Raw genomic sequence first — 25,647 nt, 5'->3', positions numbered from 1 at the left:
GGAGGCGCGGCGACTGTTTTGCAATCGCCGGCCTGCGCCACTCACGCCTTGGACAAGGCTGCCTTGACGAGGGCGGAAACGACCGTCATGTCAGCGCGGCCGGCGAGCTTCGGCTTCAGCACGCCCATGACCTTGCCCATGTCCTGCGGGCCGGCCGCGCCGGTGGCGGCAACGGCAGCGGCGACTTCGGCTTGCATTTCAGCTTCGGGCATGGCGGCCGGCATGTAGGTCGACAGCACGGCCACTTCGGCCTTTTCGTTGTCAGCGAGGTCCTGGCGTCCACCGGCTTCGAACTGGGTGATGGAATCCTTGCGCTGTTTGATCATCTTTTCGATGATGGCAAGAACGTGGGCGTCCGTCAGTTCGATGCGCTCATCGACTTCCTTCTGCTTCATTGCGGCGGTCAGCAGGCGGATCGTCCCGAGCCTGGCGCTGTCCTTGGCACGCATGGCGGTCTTCATGTCTTCGGTGATTTGCTCTTTCAGGCCCATTTTCTCTCCAATCGCAGACGGTTCCCGCACCTCGCTCAACAAGGCGCGCGCAAAATACAGCAGGCTATAAACACCAAAACCCGCTGCGGGAAGAACACCGGAGCGGGTTTGCAGAGCACCGCACGCAAGCGTGCGGCAGCAAAATCAGTACATCTTCTTCGGCAGTTGCTGGCTGCGGATGCGCTTGTAGTGGCGCTTCACGGCAGCGGCGAGCTTGCGCTTGCGCTCAGCGGTCGGCTTCTCGTAGAACTCGCGCGCACGCAACTCGGTCAGCAGACCGGTCTTTTCGATGGTGCGCTTGAAGCGACGCATGGCGACTTCGAAAGGCTCGTTTTCTTTAATGCGAATAGTGGTCATGTAAACTCACAAACCGATGAAATTTGTAGGAAAGACGACGAGTATAGCAGGGTTAACCAACATTGGAAAGGGCGATGCCAGTTTCGTGTTGCATATGCCCTCAATTGCTACAAAGACAATCCGGCCGCCACGCCGGACGCCCATGCCCACTGGAAGTTGTAGCCGCCCAGCCAGCCGGTGACGTCCACCGATTCGCCAATGAAGTGCAAGCCAGGGACTTTCGCCGCCATCATGCTCTGCTGCGACAGTTCGCGCGTGTCGATGCCGCCGCAGGTCACCTCCGCCTTGCGATAGCCCTCCGAGCCGTTGGGGACAATCACCCAGCGATTCAGCGACTCGCCCAACTTGCGCAGCTGCTTGTCCGGCATGTCGGCAACGCGCGCGTCAGGCTTGAAGCCGTTTGCCTGCAACAGTCCATCGGCAAGCCGTGCGGGCAGCCATTGGTTGAGAATGTTGCCGAGGTTTTTCTTGATTGTGGCCTTGCCTTCGATGAGGGTTTGCGCCACATCGACCTCCGGCACGAGATCCAGCGTCAGCGGCGTACCTGGCCGCCAGAAACTGGAGATCTGCAGCACCGCAGGGCCGGAAAGCCCGCGATGCGTGAATAGCAGGTCTTCGCGAAAATGCATGCGCGATTTCTTTTCGCCGGTTTCGATGCCGACTTCCAGCGAAATGCCGGCGAGAGGGACGAAGGGCTCCCAGCCGGCGCTGTCGAAGGTCAGCGGCACAAGGCCGGGACGCGGATCGACCAGTTTCAGGCCAAACTGCTTCGCGACACGGAAAGCGAAATCGGTGGCGCCGATCTTGGGAATCGACAGGCCGCCCGTGGCGATGACAAGACGCTTCGCAAGTATCGATCCGCCATCGGTGCCGATGACGAAGCGCTCCCCTTCCCTGCCGATCGCCTCGACCTTGCACGGCATACGCCATGCCACATGCCCGAGATTGCATTCGGCCTTGAGCATGTCGATGATCTGCTCGGCGGAGTTGTCGCAGAACAGCTGCCCCTTGTGCTTTTCGTGAAAGGCAATGCGGTAGCGCTTCATCAGCGCGAGGAAATCCTGCGGCGTGTAGCGCGACAGCGCACTCTTGCAGAAGTGCGGGTTCTCTGACAGGTAGTTTTGCGGACCGGCGTGCAGGTTGGTGAAATTGCAGCGGCCGCCGCCGGAGATGCGGATCTTTTCGGCGAGTTTGGCGGCGTGGTCGATCAGCACGACCTTCCGGCCGTTCTGGCCGGCGACGGCGGCACACATCATGCCTGCGGCACCGGCGCCGATTACTGCAACATCGTATTGATTTGACATGGCTTGCTGGATGGGAGACAAGCCGTGATTGTAAGCGCAGCGGACAATCTCAATGGAAATATGGCGACGCCGAATCTTTCATCCATAGCTCAGAAGACAGCCGCATCACATCGTTGAGCGAGCCGCGCTTCTTGTAGGTTTCGCGCAGCCATGCGGCATCGTTCAGCCGCTCGTAGGCCATGTGGCGCAGCCGCTTCAACGCCTGCACCTCCGCCTCATTCTGCGCGTAGCGCTTCAAGTCCTGAAGGCGATCGAGGATGCTGACGAAAATCGATTGCTTGCCGGCCGGCGCCGTCTTGTCGTCACCGTGACGTGCGATCTCGCCGTCGAGGCCGTAGCGGCTGGCCTCGAAGCGGTTGTACTGGTAGAGCAGGTAGAAATCGTCGTCGACCTCGATCGGCCGCTCGGTCAGTATCCAGCGCGCGAGCAACTGCGCGTAGCAGCCGAGCAATGCGGCGTGCTCAAGCGTCAACGGTGTGTCGCAAACGCGAATCTCCACTGTGCCGTATTCGGGTTTGGGCCGGATGTCCCAATAGAAATCCTTCATGCTCGCAATGATGCCGAGGTCAATCAGCTCGTCGTAATACTTCTCGAACTCGGTCCACTTCGTAACCGCCGGCGCGGTGCCCGCGAGCGGAAACGCGCGCACGACATTGCTGCGCGATGAATCGAACGCGGTGTCAACGCCCTGGTAGAACGGCGAGGCGGCGGACAGCGCAATGAAGTGCGGCACATAGCGCGAGAAACCGTGCGTCAGGTACATGGCGTCGTCGCCATTGGCAACACCGATATGGATGTGCTGTCCGAACACGGTAAAGGTCTTGGCTAGATATCCATATTTCTCGTGCAAATGGTGGAAGCGCTCGCTTGGCGTAATCCGCTGCTCGCTCCAGTTCTGGAACGGGTGCGCTCCGCCGCCAGCGACATCGATATTGAGATGGTACGCGCCTCGTGCGAGGGCACCGCGCAGCTCCTTCAATTCTTCCAGCAGGTGGTCGACGCGGGTATGGATGCCGGAGTTCAGTTCGATCATGCCTTGCGTGATCTCCAGCTTGATCTGGTTCTGCAGCTCGCGCGGCTCGATCCATGCAAGCAGGTCGATGGCATCCGTCGCGAGGTTGTAGTTGCGACGATTCACGAGTTGAAGTTCGAGCTCGATCCCCATGGTAAAGGGTGTCGATGTAGTGAAGGGCAGCACATTCATGGAGGTCTCCGGTGATTCATTCACGTCCGCTTTCGCCGGACTTGATGAGTGCGAATTGGGTAGCGATTGGCCCAAGCAGTTCCAGGACGATCAATGTCCCGGCAAGCAAAGGCGCAACGGCCGCCGCGGTCTGCGGATAGACCGCGGAAATCTGGGCAAGACCGAGGCTCGCTTCGGCCATGGGAAGGGTGCCCAGCGTGAGGAGTCCTGCTTGCCGCCATTTCAACCGGGCCGGCCTGGCGAACGCAAAAATGCTGCATGCCATTGCTGCAAAGCGGGCACCGACCAGCACCGCAACCGAGAGTCCAATGGTTGAGATATCGGCGAGGCCGATGGAAGCCCCAATGGTCGCGAACAGCATGACGATGAACAGCTCGCTCGCGACGCCAAATTCCAGTTCCATCAGGTCGTACTGGAGGTCGAGATTCTTGGAGAGGATCGCGAAGATCAGCATGGTCAGCAGCACCGGCAGGCGCAATGCGTGAGCGGCGCCGATGGTGAGCGTGATGATGGCAATCACCAGGACGAATTGCCGGCTACGTTCGCGCCCGAGCAGCCGTGCAAGGGGCATCATCAGGCGATAGGTGAGGTAGGCCAGCAGCGCGGAGCCGAATACCGAGTAGACCGTGCTCGACAGCAAGGTCTGCAGCGGGATGTCGACGTCAGTCGCCACCACGGGCAGCATGATATACGCGGACACCAGTGCGACAAGATTGTTCAATGCCGTCATTGCGGCGAGCCTGCGCGTGACCTGGCCTTCCGCACCGAGGTCGCGCACGACCACCATGACGACGCCGGGGGCAGTGCCGATTGCGAACACGCCGGCGAGCATCGCAAGGGGACGTGCCACGCCGAGCAGCTCGAGCGCCATCCAGACAAACGCAAAGCAGAGCGCGGCACCGCTCACCACGGTGGCAAGCAGCCACCTTTCATGGCGCAGCCATCCGACGTCCACGTAGCGCCCAAGCTGGTAGACAACAAGTGCGAGCGCAATGTCGGCGAAGATATGCGCAACTTTCAGGATGTCGCCGGAGAGCCACTGCAGTCCGCTTTCCCCGACGACGATGCCGACCAGGAGATAGCCGGTGATGCGTGGAATCCAAGGGTTCTTCGAAACCAGGTGGCCGCCGATCAGTCCGAGCAGCAAAAGGCTGCCGAACAGCAGCAGCGCGTTCCATTGAAGCGGCTGCGACGGGTCGAACAGCGGGAAGGTCCACGGCATGGTGCCTCCTCATCGGAATGTGTCCATCAGCGCACAGGACGGCACTGAGAACCAGTTGACGGACTCCGGCGGCGGTGGCGAGTTCGTCAGGCGCAGGCGCGACGAGCCACTGTCATCGGATCGATGAGCATGGATAACAAGTTCCGAAACCTCCCTGGAGTCGGCGTCTGATACCTATACTTTTATGTTTCAGCCATGTGGGGACTGCACACCTTTGTCCACCGGCAATACAAAAAAGTTCCGAAAATTTATTTCCAAGGGGAAGGTACCGCTGGTGCAGATTGCTGTTTATTCAATCTGCATGAGCGGCCGAGTGAGGATTCAGGGATGCGGAAGATGTGGAAGCGCTATGCGAAATAACGGCGGTGCATTGCTTCGGTAAGGAATTCGGGACGCGCGCAACGGACGACGTCGCCGATAACGATGATGCTCGGACTGGCAAGCGCTGACGACGCCAGCGCCGAGGGAAGCTCACCGAGCGTGGTAATCAGATGCGCCTGCTTCGACGACGTCGCGGCGTGAATCACAGCCACCGGGGTCAGGGCGGACTTGCCGCCTGCGATCAATGCCTGCTGGATCTCGCCGCAACGGGCGACGCCCATATAGACCACCAGCGTCATGTCGAGCTTGGCGAGCGTGGCCCAGTCTGGATTGGCATCGGCCTGCTTGCCATGGCCGGTGACAAAGATCGCGCCCTGGCTCCAGTCGCGATGAGTAAGCGGGATGCCAAGTGCCGCCGGTGCGGCGAGTCCGCTGCTGATGCCGTTAACCACTTCGACAGAAACACCGGCCGCTTCCAGGTGCGCACGCTCCTCGCCGCCTCGCCCGAAGATGAACGGGTCGCCACCTTTCAGGCGCACGACGAAGTTGCCGACGCGTGCCTCGTTGATCATCAACTTTTCGATGAACTCCTGCGGCGTCGACTGGCATCCGCCGCGTTTGCCGACGGGGACGATACGCGCGTCGGAACGCGCGTGGTCGAGGATTTCGGGATTGACGAGGTCGTCGACGAGGATCACATCGGCCGCGGCGATTGCCTTGACCGCCTTGAGCGTGAGGAGGTCCGGATCTCCCGGGCCTGCGCCGACCAGAACAACCTTACCGAGCTTCTCCATGTGACACCTGTTTGGCATGTACGAGCCCTGCTACATGCAAACAGTGTTCCACCTGTTCGGCGATCGGCTCGGGGACCGGCTGACTGCCGTTGAGCGCCGATCTGATCCATTCGGCCGTGGTGGATGCATCACGTTGAAGCGGAAGCGGCGGCAATTCATCGACCGCCTCCTGTTTTTGCACCAGAACAGTGCATTGATGATCATGAAACCAGGAGATCTGCTGGGCGCGCTTGGCGTTGGCAACGGTTTCACCCTCGGTGCCGCGCATCAGGAAGGCGTCGCCGCGGTCGAGCGGGACTGCGGCGCTGAAATATGCCGTCAGCATGTCCAGGTATTCCGGATGGGTGTACGAGGTCAGGCGCAGCGCCGGCCCGGCAAAGGGTTGCATGATCTTGACCAGCGTGTGCGTCGAGTTGCGCACGCCGAGGATCCGGCGCAGCGCCAGGAGACGCGCCATGCGCGGGGCCAATGCTTCGATCGGCATGAACACCGGCTCGCGCCGCGCAAAACCCTGCATGGCCTGTTCGACCGAGTGCGCGAACGAGAAGCCGAGCGACTGCAGGATTTCCGCCGTGGTCACCCGTCCGGGATCGGATGTGACGCCATGAATCAGAACGGGCACGCCGCGTTGCGCGAGCAGCATCGCCAGCAAGGGCGTGAGGTTGGGCATTTGCCTCGACCCGTTATAGCTTGGAATGACGACCGGCGCGAATTCGCCGGGAGGGCAAGTCAGCTTCTCGAACGACTGCTCCGCCGCGTCGAGAAATCCGGCGATTTCGTCGACAGATTCTCCCTTGATGCGTAGCGCCAGCACGAGGGCACCCATCTCGAGGTCGGAGACTCGGCCGTCGAGCATCGCTTCATAAAGACGGCAGGCATCTTCACGGGAAATGCTGCGCGCACCTTTCTTGCCGCGGCCGATCTCCTTGATGAAGGGAGCGGCGGCGAAGGATTCGTTGGTATGAGCTTGTTCCATGGCGTTAGGGTACTACGAGGCGCGCGTCGCCTGAAAGTGTACGTCGCAATTTTCCCCGCTGAAAAAACAAAGGGCAGGTTACCCTGCCCTTTGTCTTGCTGAGTGCCGGACGGTTATGCCAGGCGGCCGTGGCACTGCTTGTACTTCTTGCCACTGCCGCACGGGCAAGGATCATTGCGGCCGACCTTAGGCATGCCGTTGACCATGGGCTGCTGGCCGGCGGCTTCCGCGTTGGCGGTCGGTGCGAGCAGCTCTTCCGGTGCGGCGTTCGGATTGAAGTCGGCATGCTCGTAGTGCACGTTTTCCACGTGCGACTGCGCGAGTTGCGCCTCTGCCGCGTCGATCTCTTCACGGGACTGGATACGCACGGTCATGACAATGCGGACCACTTCGTTCTTGATCAGGTCGAGCATGGTGCCGAACAACTCAAAGGCTTCGCGCTTGTACTCCTGCTTCGGGTTCTTCTGCGCATAGCCGCGCAGGTGGATGCCCTGGCGCAGGTGGTCGAGGGCGGCAAGGTGCTCGCGCCAGTGCGTGTCGATGCTCTGCAGCATCACGCTGCGTTCGAAGCCGGCGAATGCTTCCTTGCCGATGATCGCCACCTTGGCGTCGTACGACTCCTCGGCGGCTTTCTGCACGCGCTCGAGCAGTTCGTCGTCGGTCAGTTCAGGCTGGGCTTCGATGATCTTGGTGAGCGGCACCTCAAGCTGCCACTCATTGGCGAGTGCGGCTTCGAGACCCTTGAGGTCCCACTGCTCTTCCATCGACTCTTCCGGCACGAAGGTGCGGAAGACGTCGGTGAACAGGCCCTGGCGCAGGGACGCGATCATCTCGGACATGTCGTGCGCTTCGAGCAATTCGTTGCGCTGCTGGTAGATCACCTTGCGCTGGTCGTTGGCGACGTCGTCGTACTCCAGCAATTGCTTGCGGATGTCGAAGTTGCGCGCTTCGACCTTGCGCTGGGCGGATTCGATCGAGCGCGACACGATGCCGGCTTCGATCGGTTCGCCTTCGGGCATCTTCAGACGGTCCATGATGGCGCGCACGCGGTCGCCGGCGAAGATGCGCAGGAGCGGATCATCGAGCGACAGGTAGAAGCGCGAGGAGCCCGGATCACCCTGGCGGCCGGAACGGCCACGCAACTGGTTGTCGATGCGGCGGGATTCGTGGCGCTCGGTACCGATGATATGCAGGCCGCCAGCGTTGACCACGTGGTCGTGCAGCGACTGCCATTCGTCGCGCAGGGTCTTCGCCTTCTGCTGCTTGTCGGCATCGCTCAGGTTGGCATCGGCTTCGATGATCTGGATCTGCTTCTCGACATTGCCGCCGAGGACGATATCGGTACCGCGGCCCGCCATGTTGGTGGCGATGGTGATCATCTTCGGCCGGCCTGCCTGCGCGACGATTTCCGCTTCGCGCGCGTGCTGCTTGGCGTTGAGGACGTTGTGCGGGAGCTTGTGTTGGGCGAGGATCTTCGAGATCAGCTCTGAGTTCTCGATCGAGGTCGTGCCGACCAGCACCGGCTGGCCGCGCTCGTAGCAGTCCTTGATGTCGTTGACGACCGCGTTGTACCGCTCCTGTGCGGTCTTGTACACCTGGTCCTGGCGATCCTTGCGCTGGCTCGGACGGTTGGGCGGAATCACGACGGTTTCGAGGCCGTAGATTTCCTGGAATTCATAGGCTTCGGTGTCAGCGGTACCGGTCATGCCGGCGAGCTTGCCGTACATGCGGAAATAGTTCTGGAAGGTGATCGAGGCCAGGGTCTGGTTCTCGTTCTGGATCTTCGCGCCTTCCTTCGCCTCGACCGCCTGGTGCAGGCCGTCGGACCAGCGACGGCCCACCATCAGGCGGCCGGTGAATTCATCGACGATGATGACTTCGTTGTTTTGCACGACGTAATGCTGGTCCTTGTGGAACAGCACATGCGCGCGCAAGGCGGCGTACAGGTGGTGGATCAGCGTGATGTTGGCCGGATCGTAGAGCGACGCGCCTTCCGGCAGCAGGCCCATGCGGGTAAGGATCTGCTCGGCTTTTTCATGGCCGGCTTCGGTCAGCAGCACCTGGTGCGATTTCTCGTCCTTGGTGTAGTCGCCAGGGACTTCGACCTTGCCCTTGCCGTCCGGCGTTTCCTCGCCGATCTGCATCGTCAGCAGCGGCGGAACCGCGTTCATCTTGATGTACAGGTCGGTATGGTCTTCGGCCTGTCCGGAAATGATCAGCGGGGTACGCGCTTCATCGATCAGGATCGAGTCCACTTCGTCGACGACGGCGAAGTTCAGGCTGCGCTGCACGCGGTCGCCCGAATCGTAGACCATGTTGTCGCGCAGGTAGTCAAAGCCGAATTCGTTGTTGGTGCCGTAGGTGATGTCGGCGGCATACGCAGCCTGCTTCGTGTCATGCGCCATCTGCGACAGGTTCACGCCGGTCGTCAGGCCCAGCCAGCTGTACAGCTTGCCCATCCACTCGGCATCGCGCTGCGCGAGGTAGTCGTTGACCGTCACGACGTGCACGCCCTTGCCGCTAAGTGCATTGAGGTAGGCGGCCAGCGTCGCCATCAGCGTCTTGCCTTCGCCCGTGCCCATTTCGGCGATCTTGCCGTTGTGAAGGACCATGCCGCCGATGAGCTGCACGTCGAAGTGGCGCATCTTCAGCACGCGGCGGCTCGCTTCGCGGCAGACCGCAAACGCTTCCGGCAGGATCTCGTCCAGGGTCGTGCCCTTGGCGATGCGCTCCTTGAACTCGGGCGTCTTCGCCTGCAGCTCGGCGTCGGACAGCTTTTCCATCGCCGGTTCAAGCGCATTGATTTCGCGGACGGTCTTTTGGTATTGCTTGATCAGCCGCTGGTTGCGGCTGCCGAAAATCTGGGTCAGTAGGGACATGCTTTAATGTTGTTTAAGACGCCGTGAAACCAGCCCTTCCAGTGCTTCACGGAGACGCAATTGGGTAAATTGCTGATTTTATCATGCAGCCCATCCGGGTCTGCCCGCTTCGGAACCGGAAGCGCAAAATGATTGCGCAAGGACAAAATTCCGGGACGATGACCGGCCGGAATTGCGCCGATCAGGCGGAAGATGGGGACGGTCCAAGGGGAAACAATCCCCCTGGCACCACAAAGTCAACAGATCCTGAGATTACCTGGCGGCGAGCGCCGCGAGCTTGGCTTGGTCTGCGCCTGCGGAAAGGAACTTGTGCGGATCCTGCTGGATGCCTTTCACCAGAACCTCGAAGTGAAGATGCGAGCCGGTCGAACGACCGGTGGATCCGATATCCGCAACGTGCTGGCCGCGCCGGACGATGTCGCCGACCTTGACGCCCAGACGGGAGCAATGCGCATAGCGGGTGATCATGTCGTTGCCATGGTCGATTTCAACCATGTTGCCGAACTGGTGATGATATTCGGCAGTAATCACGACACCGCCGGCAGCCGCGACGATCGGCGTACCGGTCGCAGCGGCAAAGTCGATCCCTTCATGGAAGGCCTGACGCCCGGTAAAGGGATCGAAACGCCAGCCGAAGCCGGAAGCGTTATAGCTGACATTGACCGGCTGGATCGTGGGCAGGAGCTTGGACTTGATCTTGTGGCCCATCAGCGTGGTTTCGACCACGTTCATGTAGTCGGCACGGTGTTCCACGTCCCGCGCCATGGCGTCGAGCAGCTGTTGGAATTCATTCATGCTGAGCGGCTTGTCTTTCAGGCTGGACGGTTCAGCGCCGCCGCGGCCAGGCATCTCGCGGAAATTGAATTCCTGCGGCTTGACCCCGGCGAGGCCCTGTACGCGCTCGCCCAAGGCATCGAGACGCATCAGTTGCGCCTGCATCTCGCCCAGCTTCATCGCCATAGCGGCGAGGTTTTCCTTGACGTACTTGTCTTTCTTGCTGGTGTCGTCCTGGGTGGCGGATGCGAGGACGTCGCGTACGACCGGTATGTTGAGGTCGGTGGCGTGGCGGAAGGTGAGGTAATACAGGAAGAATGAAACCAGGATGACCGATGACAAAAACACAACCCCAAGGAGCATCAGGTGCCATCGCGTCAGGGTGAGCGTCTTCGCGCTGAAGCGCGGGTGCAGCAGAATAATTTGCATTCCAACTCCTCCGACTCGTCTATCGCAGGTGTGATGTGATAAGGTTCAAGCATGAGTCGCCCGCCCTTATTTCTTTCTTCTCAGCAACGATTTCAGTCTACCCGCGGCGGTGCAAAGGCCGCGAGCAGAGTTACAGCTGTTACAGATTTCCTGCGCACGCACGACAGAATGGCCACGCTATTGCCGGCTGTCATGCGCCTGGCGAAGTTGCAAGAAGAGTGTTCGGCTGTCCTCCCCGCGCTTTTTGACGCTTGTTCCGTCATGCGGTTCGACGGAGATCAATTGACGATCGGGGTACCGAATGCTGCGCTTGCCGCGAAGCTCAAGCAGCAGTTGCCAAAACTGCAAGAGAGCCTGCTGCAACGCGGTTGGCAGGTTAACGCAATACGTATCAAAGTGCAAGTAAGAAAGATTGGCGAAAAGACAATACGCCAGAAGGAAATCGAGATGCCGAACAAGGCATTGTCGGCATTCGAGAACTTGCGGAATTCACTGGAAAAATCGCCCGGGAACCAGGCATTGACGCAGGCGCTGAGCACGATGCTCAAGCGCCACGGGAAGACTTAGCTGAAAGCCCACTCCTGCCGAGTCTGGCGCGCGTAAGCCTCAGGCGCGGTCGTGAGCGAATCGAAGCTCACGATGTCGTAGGCATCCGGTTGCTCGAGCAGCGCGCGCAGCAGCAGGTTGTTCATCATGTGCCCCGACTTGTGCGCCACATAGCTGGCGAGCAGCGGGTGGCCGACCAGGTAGAGGTCACCGATGGCGTCGAGGATCTTGTGGCGCACGAATTCATTGTCGTAGCGCAGGCCGTCCGGATTCAGGATCCGGTATTCATCCATCACGATCGCGTTTTCGAGCGAGCCGCCGCGGGCAAGGCCCATGCCGCGCAGGGTTTCCACGTCCTGCATGAAACCAAAGGTGCGGGCGCGGGCGATTTCCTTCACGTAGGAATCAATCCCGAAATCGACCTCGGCGACCTGCCCGGTCGCGTCGACTGCGGGGTGATTGAATTCGATGAAAAAGTTGAGTTTGAAGCCGTCGTACGGTTCCAGTCGCGCCCACTTTTCCTGCGCGCCCTTGCCTTCGCGGACTTCGACAGGCTTTTTGACGCGGATGAATTTCTTCGGCGCGCTCTGCTCCTGAAGGCCGGCCTGCTGCAGCAGGAAGACGAAGGAAGCTGCCGAACCGTCCATGATCGGAATCTCTTCCGCAGTCACATCGACGTACAAGTTGTCGATCCCGAGGCCCGCGCAGGCGGACATCAGATGCTCGACGGTCGATACGCGAATGCCGTCCTTTTCCAGGACCGATGCCATGCGCGTGTCGCCCACGCCGGTGGCGCTGGCGGGCAGGTCAACTGGGGGATTGACATCAACACGACGGAAAACAATGCCGGTATCAGGCGCGGCCGGTCGCAGGGTGAGCTCGACCTTGGTGCCGGAATGCAGTCCGACGCCAATGGTCTTGACGAGCTGTTTGACGGTGCGTTGTTTGAGCATTGGTGAATTATAGCAACTAACCCGTGGGTCAGTTGTAAAGCATTGTGACCGCTGTTGGGCTTACACCACGCTATCCGCACCGATCTGCTGCCATTCCCCGTTAATTAGTGCTTTTCCACCCAATGTTGCGCCCGCTGCACTGCCCGCCGCCATGTGGAGAGGCGTTGCTCGCGCTCGTCGGCTGACATCGACGGCTCGAAGCGCTTCTGGACCTTCCATTGCGCCGCGATTTCATCCTTCGATTGCCAAAACTTCACGGCCAGGCCCGCAAGATACGCCGCACCGAGCGCCGTTGTTTCCGTCACCAGCGGCCGCACCACGGGGACGCCCAGTACGTCGGCCTGGAACTGCATCAGCAAGTCGTTGCGCGAGGCGCCGCCGTCTACCCGCAATTCCGTCAGGCCAATGGACGCATCCTTCTGCATCGCCTCGAGCACGTCCGCTGTTTGATAGGCAATGCTTGCCAGGGTCGCCCGGGCAATGTGCGCCTTCGTGGTTCCTCGGCTGATGCCGACCATGGTTCCTCGGGCGTAGGCATCCCAGTAAGGCGTGCCCAGGCCGGCGAATGCCGGCACGAAGAATACGCCGCCCGTATCCGGGACGCTCGACGCGAGTGCTTCGACTTCTTCCGAGCTCTTGATGATGCCAAGTCCATCACGCAGCCATTGCACGGCAGCGCCTGCATTGAACACGCTGCCTTCAAGCATGTAATCCGTCTGTCCACCGATGGTCCAGCCGACGGTGGACAGCAGGCTGTTTTTCGATGCAATGGCCTGCTTGCCGGTGTTCATCAGCATGAAACAACCGGTGCCGTAGGTATTCTTTGCCATGCCCGGGCGGTGGCATGCCTGGCCAAAGGTCGCCGCCTGCTGGTCCCCAGCGATGCCGGCAATCGAAATCGGCCCGCCAAACAGTTCGGTTTTTGTCGAGCCAATCACTCCGCTGCCGGAGACGACTTCGGGTAGCAGGTTACGCGGAACGTCGAGGACCGAAAGCAGTTCATCGTCCCACTGAAGGGTGTGGATATTGAACAGCAAGGTGCGCGATGCATTACTGGTGTCGACCACGTGCGCCCCGCACAGTTTGTAAATGAGCCAGGAATCAATGGTGCCGAAGGCGAGCTCGCCGCGCTCCGCCCTGCCCCGCGCGCCGGGGACGTTATCAAGCAGCCACTTGAGCTTCGTGCCAGAAAAATAAGCGTCGATCACCAGCCCGGTCTTTTCCTGGAACAATGCGGTCCTGCCCTGTTCGCGCAAGGAATCGCACAGCCCGGCCGTACGGTGGTCTTGCCACACGATGGCGTTGGCAATCGGCTCCCCAGTCTTGCGGTCCCACACCACGGTCGTTTCACGCTGGTTCGTGATGCCGATGGCGGCGATGTCGGACGCCGAAATACTTTGCTGCTTGAGCACCAGCTGCGCGACGCTCAGCTGGCTGCTCCAGATCTCGTTGGCGTCGTGCTCCACCCAACCCGACTGCGGAAAAATCTGCCGGAATTCCTGCTGCGCGATGCCCTGCATGCGGCCTTCGCGATCGAACAGGATGGCGCGCGAACTGGTCGTGCCCTGGTCGAGGGCGAGAATGTATTTGGTCACGGGACTGTCTCCTTGGATGACGCGCTCTCCGGCCGCCATGAAAAATGGCGCGGCAACACTGCCGCGCCAACCTAGTTTATCTGATCGATGATAATGCGATCAGTTGGCACGGCCCTCCTTCCAGGCCTGCAGCAGCTTGTCGTAGGCGATGGTTTCACCCTTCGGCTTCTCGTTGTCCAGCTTCTTCCACGGCGCGCCCTTGTCGCTCAGCCACTTGGCAGGGTCGCCCTTAGGATTCAGCTTCGGTGCGCAAGCCTTCATGCCGGCGCGCTCGAGGCGCGACAGCACCTGGTCCATTTCCTCGGCCAGGTTGTCCATTGCTGCCTGGGGCGTCTTCTCGCCGGTGACCGCGGTCGCGACGTTCTTCCACCACAGCTGCGCCAGCTTTGGATAGTCCGGCACGTTGGTGCCGGTCGGCGTCCATGCCACGCGGGCCGGGCTGCGGTAGAACTCAACCAGGCCGCCGAGCTGGTCGGCGTGCTGGGTGAAGTAGTCATGCTTGATATCGGATTCGCGGATGAACGTCAGGCCGGTGATCGACTTCTTCAGCGACACGGTCTTCGCGGTCACGAATTGCGCGTACAGCCATGCGGCGGCGCGGCGCTCCGGCGGCGTGGACTTGAAGAAGGTCCATGCACCGACGTCCTGATAGCCGTTCTGCATGCCGTTCTTCCAGTACGGGCCGTGCGGCGACGGCGCCATGCGCCACTTCGGCTTGCCATCCGGGTTCACGACCGGCAAGCCGCCCTTGATCATGGAGGCGGTGAAGGCGGTGTACCAGAAAATCTGCTGGGCGATTTCGCCTTGCGCCGGCACCGGGCCCGCTTCGGAGAAGGTCATGCCGGTGGCCTGCGGCGGCGCGTATTTTTTCATCCAGTCGACATACTTGGTGAGCGCATACACGGCAGGCGGCGAGTTGGTCGCGCCGCCCCGCGAGACCGCGGCGCCGACGGGATTGCACTTGTCCTGCGAAACGCGGATGCCCCATTCATCGACCGGCACGCCGTTCGGGATGCCCTTGTCGGCGGTGCCGGCCATCGAGAGCCAGGCATCGGTAAAGCGCCAGCCGAGCGACGGGTCCTTCTTGCCGTAATCCATGTGGCCGTAGACGCGCTTGCCGTCGAGGTTCTTCACGTCGTTGGTGAAGAAGTCGGCGATGTCTTCATACGCGGACCAGTTGACCGGCACGCCGAGTTCATAGCCGTACTTGGCCTTGAACTTCTCTTTCAGGTCCTTGCGCTCGAACCAGTCGGCGCGGAACCAGTACAGGTTGGCGAACTGCTGGTCGGGCAGCTGGTACACCTTGCCATCCGGTGCGGTGGTGAAGCTGATGCCGATGAAATCCTTCAGGTCGAGGCCGGGGTTGGTGAACTCCTTGCCCTCGCCGGCCATGTAGTCGGACAGCGGGATGATCGCGCCGTAGCGATAGTGCGTGCCGATCAGGTCGGAGTCGGAAATCCAGCCGTCGTAGATGCTCTTGCCGGACTGCATCGAGGTCTGCAGTTTTTCGACGACGTCGCCTTCCTGGATGATGTCGTGCTTGACCTTGATGCCGGTGATTTCCTCAAAGGCCTTGGCGAGCGTTTTCGATTCGTACACGTGCGTGTCGATGGTTTCGGACACGACGTTGATCTCATTCACGCCTTTCGCCTTGAGCTTGGCGGCGGCTTCAATGAACCACTTCATTTCGTCCAGCTGCTGCTGCTTGCTCAGGCTGGAAGGCTGGAACTCCTGGGTAACCCACTTTTCCGCCGCTTTCATGTCGGCCCAGGACGCACCCGAAGCCAGCATCGCCGCAGCAGCCAACGCCGTCAGTTTAAGTCTCATATCTCCACCTGTTTTAATGTCTTCCCCCAGCAGAAATGACCGGCGCAGGGAAGGAATGCGCCGGACATGGAAACGCAGGGTCAACCCCAACGCATCACGATAAGCAACACCAGGAATCCGACCGCCGCGCCGATGGCCTGGTCCATTTCGGTCAGGCCGGCCCAGGCCAGGTTCAGGTAGGCCGCCGTTAGCAGGCCGATGAACAGCCGGTCGCCGCGCGTCGTGCTGATGGGCAGGAAGCCCCGGCGCTCGGTCGTCGGCGATTTGATTTCCCAGATCGTCATGCCGATCAGCATGAGCACGATCGCCGTAAAGAAGACGGCCACGGGAGGCGTCCATGCCATCCATCCGAATACTTCTTCCATGTCACACCCTCCCCATTGCAAAGCCCTTGGCGATGTAATGCCGCACGAACCAGATCACCAGTGCGCCGGGCACGATGGTCAGCACGCCGGCTGCGGACAGCACACCCCAGTCCATGCCGGCGGCAGAGACGGTGCGTGTCATCGTCGCGGCGATCGGCTTGGCGTTTACCGAGGTCAGCGTGCGCGCCAGCAGCAGCTCCACCCAGCTGAACATGAAGCAGAAGAACATCGTCACGCCGACGCCGGACTTGATCATCGGCAGGAAGATCTTCACGAAGAATTTCGGGAAGCTGTAGCCGTCGATATAGGCGGTCTCGTCAATTTCCTTCGGAATACCCGACATGAACCCCTCCAGGATCCACACTGCGAGCGGCACGTTGAACACCATGTGCGCCAGCGCCACGGCAAGATGCGTATCCATCAGGCCGACCGTCGAATACAGCTGGAAGAACGGCAGCAGGAACACGGCGGGCGGCGTCATGCGGTTGGTCAGCAGCCAGAAGAACAGGTGCTTGTCGCCGAGGAAGGAGTAGCGCGAGAACGCATATGCCGCTGGCAGAGCCACTGCAGTCGACAGCAGCATGTTGATGGCGACATAGATGATCGAGTTGATGTAACCGTCATACCAGGACGGATCGGTGAAGATCGTCTTGAAGTTGTCGAAGGTCAGGTTGCTCGGCCACATTGTCAGCGCGCCAACGATTTCCTCGTTGGTCTTCAACGACATGTTCAACATCCAGTAGATCGGCAGCAGCGACAGCAGCAGGTACAGCGCGAGAATGGGCGCCGTCAGGCGTTTGCTCATCATTTCTTGTCTCCCGTTCCGACACGTTGCATCCAGTTGTAGAGCACGAAGCAGAACAGCAGGATGATCAGGAAGTAGATCAGCGAGAATGCCGCCGCAGGCCCGAGGTCGAACTGGCCAACCGCCTTCTGCGTCAGGTACTGCGACAGGAAGGTCGTCGCATTGCCGGGTCCGCCGCCGGTCAGCACGAAGGGCTCCGTGTAGATCATGAAACTGTCCATGAAGCGCAGCAGCACGGCGATCATCAGCACATTGCGCAGCTTGGGCAGCTGGATGAAGCGGAACACGGCCCAGCGCGATGCGCCGTCGATCTTCGCCGCTTGATAGTAGGCGTCCGGGATCGCGCGCAGGCCGGCATAGCAGAGCAGCACCACGAGCGGCGTCCAGTGCCAGATGTCCATCACCAGCACCGTCACCCAGGCATCGATCGAGTCACCGGTGTAGTTGTAGCTGATGCCGGAATGGTTGATCGCATAACCGAGCAGGCCGATGTCGCCGCGCCCGAAGATCTGCCAGATCGTGCCGACCACGTTCCAGGGGATCAGCAGCGGCAAGGCGATGAGCACCAGGGACATCGATGCCTTCCAGCCCTGTGCAGGCATGGACAGCGCGATCAGGATGCCGAGCGGGATTTGGATCGCGAGCACGGACAACGAAAAGATCAGCTGCCGGTACAGTGCGCCGTGCAGTTCGCTGTCGCGCATCACCATGCGGAACCATTCCGTGCCGACAAAGACGTGCTGCGTCGGGCTGAGGATATCCTGCACCGAGTAGTTCACGATGGTCATCAGCGGCAGGATGGCCGAGAAGGCAACGCAGAGGATCACCGGGAGAATCAGGAACCACGCGCGGTTATTGTAGGTTTTCATGTCATGCCACCCGCTTGTCGTTGACGTAGTAAAGGGTCCGGTCCGCCGGCAGGCGCAACCAGACTTTTTCACCAGCAGACGCGGAGAGTTGTCTTAGCTTGGCGGCGATCGTGTGTTCGCCCAATTTGAATTCAGCGAGGTAATGCGTGCCGAGGTTGCGAACCGACGTGATGGTCGCCGGCGCCGTGTCGGGCTGCTGCTCGAATTCGCATTCGACGAATTCGGGGCGGATGCCGAGCGTCGTATTTCCGTTGGCACCGTTCAGCGCGGCACTCGCACGCGGCGACAGCGGAATGCTGCTGCCCTCGAGATGGGCGGCGCCGCCATTGATCCTGCATGGCAGGAGATTCATGCCGGGGTTGCCGATGAAGTAACCGACGAAGGTGTGCGCAGGTTCCTCGAACAATTCCTGGGCCGTCCCCGCCTGCACCACTTCACCCTGGGTCATCACGACCACCTTGTCGGCGAAGGTCAGCGCTTCCACCTGGTCGTGCGTGACGTAGATCAGCGACAGCTTCAGCTCGTGATGGATTTCCTTGAGCTTGCGGCGCAGCAGCCATTTCAGGTGCGGGTCGATTACGGTCAGCGGTTCGTCGAACAGCACGGCGGCGACGTCGGGACGGACCAGTCCGCGGCCGAGGGAAATCTTCTGCTTCGCGTCGACGGACAGGCCGCTGGCGCGATGCTTCAGGTCGCCGGTCAGCTCCAGCATTTCTGCGACCTGCTGTACGCGCTTGTTGATGTCCGCCGTTTTCCAGCCGCGATTGCGCAGCGGGAAAGCGAGGTTGTCGAACACGGTCATCGTGTCGTAGATGACCGGGAACTGGAATACCTGGGCGATATTGCGTGCTTCCGGCGGCAGGCTGGTGACGTCCTTGCCGTCGAAAAGCACACGGCCATGCGAAGGGCGCAGCAATCCGGAAATGATGTTCAGCAGCGTGGTCTTGCCGCAGCCGGATGGTCCCAGCAATGCATAGGCGCCACCGTCGTCCCACTGCATGTTCATCGGACGCAGCGCGTAGTCGGTGGGCGCGCCCGGGTTCGGCTTGTAGGCATGAGCCAGATCAACGAGTTCGATACGGGCCATGCTTACACTCCAGCCTGAGTCAGTGTCGGCGCAAACAATAGCGCGCCATCGGGTGCGTACAGGAACAGGTCGCCCGGCCTGCAATACATGCTGCAGGGCGAGCCGATTTCGAGGTCGTGCACGCCAGGCAGTTGCGCGACGAGCGCGATGCGGCCGCGGTGCACGTGCACATAGGTTTCCGAGCCGCTGATTTCGGCCAGCTCGACTTCCGCTTCGATCGGCACATCATCCGGATAGCGTGCAGCAAGGCGCAGGCTGTGCGCGCGCAGGCCGAGCATCACTTCCCTGTGCCCTGCCGCCTTCTGCATTTGTGCATCGCTCAGTTGCAGGACAAGGCCGCTTCCCAATTGCGCTGTGCCATTGGCGTCGAGCGAAGCATGCATCAGGTTGATCGGTGGATCGCTGAAGGTGCGTGCTGCCTGGATGGAATTGGGGGCATTGAAGACGTCGAGCGTCGGGCCGCTTTGCAGCAAGCGGCCCTCGTGCAGCACCGCCACGTTGCCGCCGAGCTGCAGGGCTTCCAGCGGTTCAGTGGTGGCGTACACCACCGTGGTTTTCCCTTCGGAGAACAACTCGGTCAGTTCATTGCGCAATTCCTCGCGCAGCTTGTAGTCGAGGTTGACCAGCGGCTCGTCGAGGAGCAAAAGGCCGGCTTCCTTGATGAGCGCGCGAGCCATCGCGGTACGCTGCTGCTGGCCGCCGGACAGTTCGGCCGGAAAGCGTTGAAGGTAAGGCGTGATGTGCAGGCGTTCCGCCATGTCGATCACGCGCTTTTTGATTTCGCTTTCCGCCACGCCCTTGATGCGCAGCGGCGACGCGATGTTGTCGAACACCGTGAACGACGGGTAATTGATGAACTGCTGGTACACCATGGCGAGATCGCGCTCGCGCACGGACACGCCGGTTACATCCTCGCCGCCTGCAATAACGCATCCCTCCGTCGGACGGTCGAGTCCGGCCATGAGACGCATGAGGGACGTCTTGCCGGCCTTTGTCGTTCCCAGCAATACGTTGATGGTCCCTGGTACCAGCGAAAGCGAGAGCGGATAGATGTGATCTTCCGCGCCAACTTTCTTGCTGACGTTTTCCAATGCTAGAAGCACGCTGTCTTCCTCCTAAAAATTCTTCTTGTTGCGCCGTCTTTTCTAGGCGCTGCGGCTTTTCTCGGTGCCGCTCCTTTCCTGTATCCACGCTTCGAGCTTTTCCTCCGATCCCTTCGGCAGATGCAGGCCGAGCTTGGATCGGCGCCACAGGATGTCTCCTGCGTTCGCGGCCCATTCGCGCTGCATCAGGTAATCGACCTCGGCTTCGTAGAGGCCGGGGGCGATTTCCTCGCCCATGTCAGCCACGCTCTTGCGCCCCGCCAGCAGCATGTCGATTCGCGTGCCGTAGGCACGGGCATAGCGCGCTACCAATGCCGGAGACAGGAAGGCATGGCGCTTCTGCATCTCGTGCACGAACTTGTCGAACTCAAGCACGGAGCGGTTCGAGGGTTTCGCACCGAACAGGTCGCCGCCCGGCAAGCAGACGTGCTCCGTCCAAGAGCCGCGGTGCATGGGAATCAGGGGCGCGAGCATGTCGACGGCCTCTTCCGCAAGCTTGCGGAAGGTCGTGATCTTTCCGCCGAAGATGGAGAGCAGTGGCGCGCCCGTCGTGTCAAGCTCAAGACGGTAGTCGCGCGTGACGGCGGAGGCGCTCGACGATTCGTCCTCGACGAGCGGACGGACGCCGGAGTAGCTCCATGCAACATCGGCTGGGGTAATGCGCTTGCGGAAGTAACGGCTTGCGAGGTCGCACAGGTAGATGACCTCATCCTTGTCGATCGCCACCTTGTTGGCATCGCCGTGGTATTCGATATCGGTGGTGCCGATCAGGGTGAAGTCCTGCTCGTACGGGATGGCAAATACGATGCGGCCATCGGGGTGCTGGAAGATGTACGCGTAGGGATGGTCGAACAGCTTCGGCACGACAATATGGCTGCCCTTGATCAGGCGCAGCGCCTTCTCCGTCGGACGCTGTACAGCGCTCTGCAGGAATTGCGCGGTCCACGGGCCGGCCGCATTGACCAGAGCCCGCGCGCGAACGAGAGATTGCCGTCCCTGCGCATCGACCAGTTCGACAATCCATCCACTGCCGTCGCGCCGCGCGGACGTACACCGCGTGCGCGTGAGAATGCGCGCGCCCTTCTCGGCGGCATCGACTGCGTTGAGCACGACCAGGCGCGCATCGTCCACCCAGCCATCGGAATAGACGAAGCCGCGCGTGAACTCCGGCTTGAGCGGCTCGCCTGCCGGGTGGCGGCGGAGGTCGGCGCCGCTGGATCCGGGCAAGAGTTCGCGCTTTGCCAGCGCGTCATACATGAACAAGCCGGTACGGATCATCCACGCGGGACGCTGCCCCTTGTCATGCGGGAGAACGAAGCGCATCGGCCACATGATGTGCGGCGCCGCGCGCAACAGCACTTCGCGTTCGATGAGCGCCTTGCGGACGAGGTTGAACTCGTAGTACTCGAGATAGCGCAGCCCGCCGTGGATAAGCTTGGAAGAAGACGAGGAGGTATGCGAGGCGAGGTCATCCTTTTCGCAGAGAACGACAGTCAGACCACGCCCCGCCGCGTCGCGCGCAATGCCGGCGCCGTTGATGCCGCCGCCGACGACGAGCAGATCGCATTCGAGGTTGGTCTTGCCGTTTTCCATCCGGTTCTCGCCCAATAAACAAAGAGTTGGTACGGTGACAGGCGCTTAAGATACGACAATTCTCGAAAGTAATGCAACAGCTTTTTTGATTTTTTATGTTCGTTTATTTTCGTTTTCAATTATATTGAGGGCTTTGCCACGATTGAAGGGGAACGGCTTTGACTCTTAATCCACGTCAAAGACGGCTGCTGGATGCCGTGCGGCAACGCGTGACGATGTCAGTGGAAGAGCTGGCGCTGGAGCTCGGCGTAACGCCCCAGACGGTGCGGCGCGACGTCAAGATGATGGAAGAAGCGAACCTGCTGGCCCGCTATCATGGCGGCGTCGGCCTGCCCTCTTCCGTCGAGAATATCGACTACAGCTTGCGCCAGGGAATGAACAGCGACGCCAAGCGCCGCATCGCGTGTGAGGTAGCGCGCCAGGTGCCGTCCGGGTGTTCATTGCTGATCAACATTGGAACGACGACCGAGGAAGTGGCGCGTGCGCTTGTCCACCATCAGGCATTGCATGTCGTCACCAACAACCTCAACGTGGCGTCCATCCTCTCCGACAATCCCCATTGCGACGTGATACTGGCGGGTGGCGTGGTGCGCGGGCGCGATCGCGGTATCGTGGGCGAGGCGACGATCGATTTCATCCGGCAATTCAAGGTCGACATCGGCATCATCGGGATTTCCAGCATCGAACTGGACGGCACGCTGCGCGACTACGATCCGCGCGAGGTCAAGGTGGCGCAGGCCATCATCGAGCAGTCGCGCGAGGTCTGGCTGGTCGCCGACCACGACAAATTCGCGCGCCAGGCCCTGGTGCGCATGGCGCACGTATCGCAGATCGACATGCTGTTCACCGATGCGCCACCACCGGAGGCATTGAGCCGCGTGCTCAAGGAGGCCAAGGTGGAAGTGGTTGTCGTCGAGTAAAAAAAACGGCGCCGAGGCGCCGTTTTCGTTTGATACGGGAAAAAATCAGCCGAGCTGGCCCAACAGGGTTTCTGCGTTCGACACCTCGAACTTGCCCGGCTGCTCGATGTTGAGCGTCTTCACGACGCCGTCTTCCACCAGCATCGAGAAACGTTGCATGCGCACACCCATGCCCTTCGCGGTGAGGTCGAACTCCAGGCCGAGCGCCTTGGTGAACTCCGCGCTGCCATCCGCCATCATGCGCACGATACCGGTCGCCTTCTGGTCACGGCCCCATGCGCCCATCACAAACGCATCGTTGACCGAGATGCACCAGATTTCATCCACGCCCTTGGCCTTGAGCTTGTCGGCCAGTGCGATATAACCCGGCACATGCTTGGCCGAGCAGGTCGGGGTGTACGCGCCCGGCAGGCCGAACACGGCAATTTTCTTGCCCTTGGTCAGGTCGCTGACCTTGAAGGTATTCGGGCCGAGGGAACAACCCTCCGACTCGACTTCGATGAATTCCGACAGTGTGCCTTCCGGCAGGCGGTCGCCGATCTTGATGGTCATGATATGAGTCCTCTCTGGTGGCAAAGCGGTGTAAAAACGCCGCGCGCCGCTGTCACGCGGGGCGCGGCGTACAAACCGCAGTATGCCTTTTTCTTGCTTTTCTTGCAGTATCAGGCCTTCATCACCCTACTTTACGCAGGGTAAAGGATCAGTCGGCCTGCTTGCGCAGGAAGGCCGGGATGTCGTAGGTTTCCATGCCGTTCTTTTCCAGCGCGCGCACGGTGTCCGATGCGGACTCGCGACGCCATACCGCCGGCGCCTTGAGGCCATCGAATGCGGCTGCCGGCTGTGCGGAACCCTGCATCATGCCGGTGTGCTGCATGATCGGCTCGTTGTGCGTGCCGGTGCGCAGGACCGGGGTCTGCACCAGTTGCACGTTCTTGCGGCCACGGCCGAGGCCGGTTGCCACGACGGTGACGCGGATCTCGTCGCCCATGTTTTCGTCATAGGCGATGCCTTGGGCGATGGATGCGTCCGGTGCGGCAAACGCGCGGACGGTTGCCATGACTTCCTTGATTTCCTTGCCCTTGAGGCTGCGGCTGGCGGTGACATTGACCAGCACGCCGCGCGCGCCGGACAGGTCGATGCCGTCCAGCAGCGGCGATGCCACGGCCTGCTCGGCAGCGATGCGCGCACGGTCGACGCCGGAAGCGGTTGCCGTACCCATCATGGCCTTGCCCTGCTCGCCCATGATGGTCTTGACGTCGTTGAAGTCGACGTTGATGTGGCCCGGCACGTTGATGATTTCGGCGATACCGGCGACGGCGTTGTTCAGGACATCGTCAGCGTGCTGCAGCCATTCCATCATGCTGTCGTCTTCGTAGATCTCTTCCAGTTTCTCGTTCAGGATCACGATCAGGGAGTCGACGTGGCGGGACAATTCTTCCAGGCCCTGCTCGGCGAGTTCCATGCACTTCGCGCCTTCGTAGGAGAACGGCTTGGAGACCACGGCGACGGTCAACGCGCCGAGTTGCTTGGCGACTTCCGCCACGACCGGCGCTGCGCCGGTGCCGGTGCCGCCGCCCATGCCTGCGGCGATGAACACCATGTGCGCGCCGCGCAGTGCGTCTTCGATGCGCTGGCGGGAATCTTCAGCCAGCTGACGGCCGACGTCCGGCTTCATGCCGGCGCCCAGGCCGGACTCGCCGATCTGGATGATGTTGTTGGCCTTCGACTGCTGCAGTGCCTGCGCGTCGGTATTGGCGGCGATGAATTCCACGCCGGCCACGCCCTTGTTGATCATGTGCTGCACTGCATTGCCACCTGCACCACCCACGCCCACCACCTTGATCACGGTGCCGAGATTCGCGTTATCGATCATATCGATTTCCATGATTGTTTAACTCCCTTAGATGAAGCAGTTTTCAGTCGTTAGTCACCACGCTCTGGGGCGACTAGCAACTGCAAACTGCGGTTAGTACACAAAGATTATTAAAATTTTTGCTGCTTAAAAATTACCGAGGAACCACTCTTTCATTCGCTGCCAGACCGCCTTCACCGAACCATCCTGGCGAGTGACGATGTGACCGCGCAGGTACTGCTTCTTCGCTTCCAGCAACAACCCCAACACTGTCGAATAACGCGGACTGCGCACCACGTCCGCCAACTGCCCGCTGTACTCCGGCACGCCAAGGCGTGTCGGCTTCAGGAAGATGTCTTCGGCCAGTTCGACCATGCCCGGCATCATTGCCGTGCCGCCGGTGATGACGATGCCGGAAGACAGCACCTCTTCGTAGCCCGATTCGCGCACCACCTGGTGCACGAGGGCAAACAGTTCTTCGACGCGCGGCTCGATGACTGCTGCGAGCGCCTGGCGCGACAGGGTGCGCGGACCGCGGTCGCCAAGGCCGGGCACTTCCAGCGTCTCACCCGGGTCGGCCAGCACCTGCTTGCCGACGCCGTAACGCAGCTTGATCTCTTCCGCTTCCGCGGTCGGCGTACGCAACGCCATCGCGATGTCGTTGGTAATCTGGTCGCCCGCGATCGGGATAACGGCGGTATGGCGGATCGCGCCTTCGGTGAAGATCGCGACGTCGGTCGTGCCGCCGCCGATGTCGACCAGCACTACGCCCAGTTCCTTTTCATCGGCCGTTAGCACGGCGTCAGCGGACGCCATCGGCTGCAGAATCAGGTCGGACACTTCCAGGCCGCAGCGGCGCACGCACTTGACGATGTTCTGCACTGCCGACACCGCGCCGGTGACGATATGCACCTTCACTTCCAGGCGGATACCGCTCATGCCGATCGGCTCGCGCACGTCTTCCTGGCTGTCGACGATGAATTCCTGCGGGACCGTATGCAGCAACTGCTGGTCGGTCGGGATGTTGACCGCCTTGGCGGTTTCGATCACGCGCGCGACGTCGGTCGCCGTGACTTCCTTGTCCTTGATGGCCACCATGCCGCTGGAGTTGAAGCTGCGGATGTGGCTGCCTGCGATCCCGGTATAGACGTTCTTGATCTTGCAGTCGGCCATAAGCTCGGCTTCCTCGAGCGCGCGCTGGATCGACTCCACCGTCGCCTCGATGTTGACCACCACGCCCTTCTTCAATCCCTTGGATTCGTGCTGGCCCAGCCCGATGACCTCATGCCTCCCGTTCGGCATCACTTCAGCCACTACCGCGACCACCTTGGAGGTGCCGATGTCGAGGCCGACGATCAGGTTCTTTGCGTCTTTTGTCATG

At 60.9% G+C, this 25,647-nt stretch carries 23 protein-coding genes; 2 read left to right on the top strand and 21 right to left on the bottom strand.

The window, feature by feature from the left end; all coding sequences use genetic code 11:
• Positions 1-41: 41 nt before the first annotated feature.
• The 9 genes from ACNOHI_RS02725 to ACNOHI_RS02685 form a co-directional block, all read right to left on the bottom strand.
• Entirely contained in the window at positions 42-491 is a 450-nt protein-coding gene (locus tag ACNOHI_RS02725; protein ID WP_420473089.1) for a GatB/YqeY domain-containing protein, read from the bottom strand.
• Positions 492-635: 144 nt separating this feature from the next.
• A complete protein-coding gene (rpsU, locus tag ACNOHI_RS02720) occupies positions 636-848 on the bottom strand; it encodes a 30S ribosomal protein S21 (RefSeq protein ID WP_088706764.1) in 213 nt (70 codons plus the stop codon).
• 107 nt (positions 849-955) lie between these two features.
• Positions 956-2,152 (bottom strand): NAD(P)/FAD-dependent oxidoreductase, encoded by a 1,197-nt coding sequence (locus tag ACNOHI_RS02715; protein ID WP_420473088.1) that lies wholly within the window; start codon positions 2,150-2,152, stop codon positions 956-958.
• Between the two features lie 49 nt (positions 2,153-2,201).
• Entirely contained in the window at positions 2,202-3,356 is a 1,155-nt protein-coding gene (locus ACNOHI_RS02710; protein ID WP_420473087.1) for a YbdK family carboxylate-amine ligase, read from the bottom strand.
• A 16-nt stretch (positions 3,357-3,372) separates the two neighbouring features.
• On the bottom strand, positions 3,373-4,578 hold the full coding sequence (locus tag ACNOHI_RS02705) for a cation:proton antiporter (RefSeq protein WP_420473086.1): 1,206 nt from the start codon (positions 4,576-4,578) through the stop codon (positions 3,373-3,375).
• A 347-nt stretch (positions 4,579-4,925) separates the two neighbouring features.
• Positions 4,926-5,693 carry a uroporphyrinogen-III C-methyltransferase gene (gene cobA, locus ACNOHI_RS02700; RefSeq protein ID WP_420473085.1) on the bottom strand — a complete coding sequence of 256 codons (768 nt, stop codon included), beginning with the start codon at positions 5,691-5,693 and terminating at the stop codon, positions 4,926-4,928.
• A complete protein-coding gene (gene ybiB, locus ACNOHI_RS02695; RefSeq protein ID WP_420473084.1) occupies positions 5,677-6,669 on the bottom strand; it encodes a DNA-binding protein YbiB in 993 nt (330 codons plus the stop codon). The genes cobA and ybiB overlap by 17 nt, the downstream gene beginning before the upstream one ends.
• 113 nt (positions 6,670-6,782) lie before the next feature.
• Positions 6,783-9,548, bottom strand: coding sequence for a preprotein translocase subunit SecA (secA, locus tag ACNOHI_RS02690; RefSeq protein WP_420473083.1), 2,766 nt, complete (start codon positions 9,546-9,548; stop codon positions 6,783-6,785).
• A 252-nt stretch (positions 9,549-9,800) separates the two neighbouring features.
• Positions 9,801-10,751, bottom strand: coding sequence for a M23 family metallopeptidase (locus tag ACNOHI_RS02685; RefSeq protein ID WP_420473082.1), 951 nt, complete (start codon positions 10,749-10,751; stop codon positions 9,801-9,803).
• 51 nt (positions 10,752-10,802) lie between these two features.
• Here ACNOHI_RS02685 and ACNOHI_RS02680 point away from each other — a divergent pair, with 51 nt between their 5' ends.
• Positions 10,803-11,318 carry a DciA family protein gene (locus tag ACNOHI_RS02680; protein WP_420473081.1) on the top strand — a complete coding sequence of 172 codons (516 nt, stop codon included), beginning with the start codon at positions 10,803-10,805 and terminating at the stop codon, positions 11,316-11,318.
• On the opposite strand, the gene lpxC is transcribed toward ACNOHI_RS02680, so the two are convergent.
• The 9 genes from lpxC to glpD all read right to left on the bottom strand — a co-directional run bounded on the left by lpxC (position 11,315) and on the right by glpD (position 21,494).
• Positions 11,315-12,250, bottom strand: coding sequence for a UDP-3-O-acyl-N-acetylglucosamine deacetylase (gene lpxC, locus ACNOHI_RS02675; protein ID WP_420473080.1), 936 nt, complete (start codon positions 12,248-12,250; stop codon positions 11,315-11,317). The two genes, ACNOHI_RS02680 and lpxC, sit on opposite strands and share 4 nt — an antisense overlap.
• Before the next feature lie 104 nt (positions 12,251-12,354).
• Positions 12,355-13,845: a glycerol kinase GlpK gene (gene glpK / locus ACNOHI_RS02670; protein ID WP_420473079.1), complete on the bottom strand. Its 1,491-nt coding sequence runs from the start codon at positions 13,843-13,845 to the stop codon at positions 12,355-12,357.
• Positions 13,846-13,944: 99 nt separating this feature from the next.
• Complete coding sequence (locus ACNOHI_RS02665; RefSeq protein ID WP_420473078.1) at positions 13,945-15,672, bottom strand: ABC transporter substrate-binding protein; 1,728 nt, start codon at positions 15,670-15,672, stop codon at positions 13,945-13,947.
• Between the two features lie 80 nt (positions 15,673-15,752).
• The gene (locus tag ACNOHI_RS02660; RefSeq protein WP_420473077.1) at positions 15,753-16,037 is read right to left on the bottom strand and encodes a DUF2160 domain-containing protein; all 285 of its coding nucleotides are present in this window, start codon (positions 16,035-16,037) and stop codon (positions 15,753-15,755) included.
• A 1-nt stretch (position 16,038) separates the two neighbouring features.
• Positions 16,039-16,842, bottom strand: a complete 804-nt coding sequence (locus ACNOHI_RS02655) for a carbohydrate ABC transporter permease (RefSeq protein ID WP_420473244.1) — start codon at positions 16,840-16,842, stop codon at positions 16,039-16,041.
• Positions 16,842-17,711 (bottom strand): carbohydrate ABC transporter permease, encoded by an 870-nt coding sequence (locus tag ACNOHI_RS02650; RefSeq protein ID WP_420473076.1) that lies wholly within the window; start codon positions 17,709-17,711, stop codon positions 16,842-16,844. The genes ACNOHI_RS02655 and ACNOHI_RS02650 overlap by 1 nt, the downstream gene beginning before the upstream one ends.
• Before the next feature lies 1 nt (position 17,712).
• Complete coding sequence (locus ACNOHI_RS02645) at positions 17,713-18,798, bottom strand: ABC transporter ATP-binding protein (protein WP_420473075.1); 1,086 nt, start codon at positions 18,796-18,798, stop codon at positions 17,713-17,715.
• 2 nt (positions 18,799-18,800) lie between these two features.
• On the bottom strand, positions 18,801-19,901 hold the full coding sequence (locus tag ACNOHI_RS02640) for an ABC transporter ATP-binding protein (protein ID WP_420473074.1): 1,101 nt from the start codon (positions 19,899-19,901) through the stop codon (positions 18,801-18,803).
• A gap of 42 nt (positions 19,902-19,943) precedes the next feature.
• A complete protein-coding gene (glpD, locus tag ACNOHI_RS02635; RefSeq protein WP_420473073.1) occupies positions 19,944-21,494 on the bottom strand; it encodes a glycerol-3-phosphate dehydrogenase in 1,551 nt (516 codons plus the stop codon).
• Between the two features lie 158 nt (positions 21,495-21,652).
• On the opposite strand from glpD, the gene ACNOHI_RS02630 reads away from it, so the two are divergent.
• A complete protein-coding gene (locus tag ACNOHI_RS02630) occupies positions 21,653-22,414 on the top strand; it encodes a DeoR/GlpR family DNA-binding transcription regulator (RefSeq protein ID WP_420473072.1) in 762 nt (253 codons plus the stop codon).
• Between the two features lie 45 nt (positions 22,415-22,459).
• On the opposite strand, the gene ACNOHI_RS02625 is transcribed toward ACNOHI_RS02630, so the two are convergent.
• From ACNOHI_RS02625 to ftsA, 3 genes are all read right to left on the bottom strand, one after another.
• Positions 22,460-22,966, bottom strand: coding sequence for a peroxiredoxin (locus ACNOHI_RS02625; protein WP_420473071.1), 507 nt, complete (start codon positions 22,964-22,966; stop codon positions 22,460-22,462).
• A gap of 148 nt (positions 22,967-23,114) precedes the next feature.
• Positions 23,115-24,299: a cell division protein FtsZ gene (gene ftsZ / locus ACNOHI_RS02620; RefSeq protein ID WP_420473070.1), complete on the bottom strand. Its 1,185-nt coding sequence runs from the start codon at positions 24,297-24,299 to the stop codon at positions 23,115-23,117.
• A 114-nt stretch (positions 24,300-24,413) separates the two neighbouring features.
• Entirely contained in the window at positions 24,414-25,646 is a 1,233-nt protein-coding gene (gene ftsA, locus ACNOHI_RS02615) for a cell division protein FtsA (RefSeq protein ID WP_420473069.1), read from the bottom strand.
• Position 25,647 lies beyond the last annotated feature (1 nt).

Source organism: Noviherbaspirillum sp. ST9 (assembly GCF_048799745.1).
Taxonomy (GTDB): domain Bacteria; phylum Pseudomonadota; class Gammaproteobacteria; order Burkholderiales; family Burkholderiaceae_D; genus Noviherbaspirillum.
Note: the sequence above shows the minus strand (reverse complement) of the source record. Positions and strands in the feature narration are given on the sequence as shown.